The sequence below is a fragment of the Telmatospirillum sp. J64-1 genome, assembly GCF_006980715.1.
Classification (GTDB): Bacteria; Pseudomonadota; Alphaproteobacteria; order Rhodospirillales; family Magnetospirillaceae; genus Oleiliquidispirillum; species Oleiliquidispirillum nitrogeniifigens.
Map to the genome: position 1 here is coordinate 1 of NZ_SBHN01000065.1, position 2,193 is coordinate 2,193.

Genomic DNA, 2,193 nt, shown 5'->3' on the forward strand with positions numbered 1-2,193 from the left:
ACTCCATTGGATAAATGTTCCATTTCTGTTCCCGCCTCTGCAGAGGTGGCGGGATGATCTCTTGATCGTGCGAGGTCCCCACTCGCGGCTTTGGGCGCGGCAACGCCCAAGCCCCCGCCGGCCGACCAGCGGGGGAAACCATCAGGCGTGCCAGCCTTGGGTGATATCCACCTCCTCGCCGCGCTCGAGAGCGTCCTTCAGCGCCCAACTCGCGGCCATGATGGCGGCGCCATGTTGCGCCATGGCTGCCATGATTGAGACGGCTTCTGCGGCGGTAACCTGGATGACCACATTGGCTTCGGTCCGGATGGATAGCGGCATGTCGCCATGCCCCGCCGCAACCAACGTTTTCGCCGATGCATCAAGGGTGAGCCAGTTCGTCCGGTCGGTCAGGTCGCGCGTTTGCAGTACCTGCACACCGACATCCCCCCCGAAATCGTGACGATAGCCCAGCGCCAGCCGGCGGTCGCGTTCGGCATCGATGGCGGCACGAAGCTGAGCAGGATCGATCTGCGCAGGTCCCGCGACCCACTCGCCATCCTTCCATTCGTGATGGGGTGATGGTCGCAGCGGCACCTCAATTGTGCCCTCGGGATAGGACTCGCGGATGTCCTCGGGGACCTCGCCGGTGGCCTGCCAATAGCCGCGATCAGGATGATAAAATCCATATTCCATTAGCGTAGCTCCAGCCAACGACCGAAACCTCCCGCGTTATCTGCCCGGTAGTAGTGTCCAGGAGGAACAATGATATAGATATACCTGCCATTATCATTGTTTTGGGCAAGAGCCATTTCCACCCACGTCGAGTTATTGTGAGAGACAGACATTCTTTGCGTCCCAGAGCCAGTAGTACCAAACAAAACCATGATCGGCTTTCCGGTGGTGTTCTGGTACACAGTCTGGACTTGCCGCTGGCTAGACACATCCTGCCAAGTCTGGCCGTAGCCGAGCCCCCCAGCCAGCGCACCGATGGCCTGCGCCACGCGCTGGGGAGTCATCAGCTTGGTGGTATTGGTGCCGGCCTGGGCTTCGGCTTGAGTGGCGATGTCGATATTATGGGTGTGGCTTTCGGCAGTCGCCGCGTTGGTGGTCGTGGCGGTCAGAGTGCCAGGAGTGCCCAGGGCGATGGTCCGGTTGGCCGCCAGATTGCCGCCGCCGGACAGTCCGTTGCCGGCAGTGATGGTGCGTCCGGTCGGCGTGCCACCCAGATTGGTTAAGGCAGCACCGGCCGAGGTGGCACCGGTGCCGCCTCGCTCAACAGAAAGCGTCCCGGTGGTTCCATTGATGGAATCTCCTTCCTGCAGCAGGCGCCGGTCCTGTTGGCCATCGAAGAGATAGGCCTGCCAGTCGCTGCTCCGCGACCAAATCGTACCGGGCGCCGCATAGGCAGGCCGGACTGTTCTTCCGCCGGATCTGGCCAGCTGCAGCAATAATTCGGCCGGCGCTGTGCAGAATACCGCCTTAGCGCCAGCGGGCCAGTTGACCAGATTGCCGTTGTTGCTGCTGGCAAGCACATGGTCGCGCATCAGGGTCGGGGGGCTGCCCCCATTTACCGTTCCAAACCCCACCTCGAAGGCATTGCCGTCGGTGATGCAATAGCAGGTCACATTGCCGGCGCCGATGGCGTCGATGAAAGTGGTTTTGGATGCGTTGGCCGCACCGCCCAAAGAGATGGAACCGATGCCGGTGGTTGTAGTCGTCTCGTGGACACGATCAGCGAGTTGGAAGGGCATGTCAGACCTCAGCGGCTCTCAACGGCCAGATAGCTGGCCTCATAGATCTTGCAGTAGCGTTGGATGGTAGGCGGCGGGTCGATCAGGGTGGCGAACAGCGTCTGCCGGCCAGGCGCCAGGGGATCGAGGCAGAGGAGCAGCTGGCCATTGGTACCGATGTCAAAAAGCATGTCCTCGGCGATCTGCGCGTCGGCCGGGGTGAAGTGCTCGAAGGGCAGCGATACCTCCCTGGCGCGGGCGCCCTCGTCGGCATACTGGATCAGCGACCGCTCGCTCTTGGCGGGCTTGGTGCCGTTGACCCAGCGGCGAGACCAGCCATAGCTGTAATTCCAGGCCGGCACCCAGGCCGGGCCAGCCCAGAGGCGCCCGATTTGAAACCACTCGGGCGCCTGGATGGACATCCGCCAATAGCGGGCGGTGATCGGTGCCGGCGGCCGGTAGAAGTGATAGCCGAAGCGCG

3 protein-coding genes are annotated in these 2,193 nt (G+C 62.4%); all 3 read right to left on the minus strand.

The window, feature by feature from the left end:
* Positions 1-141: 141 nt before the first annotated feature.
* Complete coding sequence (locus EPD66_RS23740) at positions 142-675, minus strand: DUF4376 domain-containing protein (protein ID WP_142851036.1); 534 nt, start codon at positions 673-675, stop codon at positions 142-144.
* Positions 675-1,733 (minus strand): hypothetical protein, encoded by a 1,059-nt coding sequence (locus tag EPD66_RS23745; RefSeq protein WP_142851037.1) that lies wholly within the window; start codon positions 1,731-1,733, stop codon positions 675-677. Before EPD66_RS23745 ends, EPD66_RS23740 begins: the two co-directional genes overlap by 1 nt.
* 8 nt (positions 1,734-1,741) lie before the next feature.
* A partial coding sequence (locus EPD66_RS24270; RefSeq protein WP_185961606.1) for a hypothetical protein occupies positions 1,742-2,193 on the minus strand: 452 nt, incomplete at its 5' end.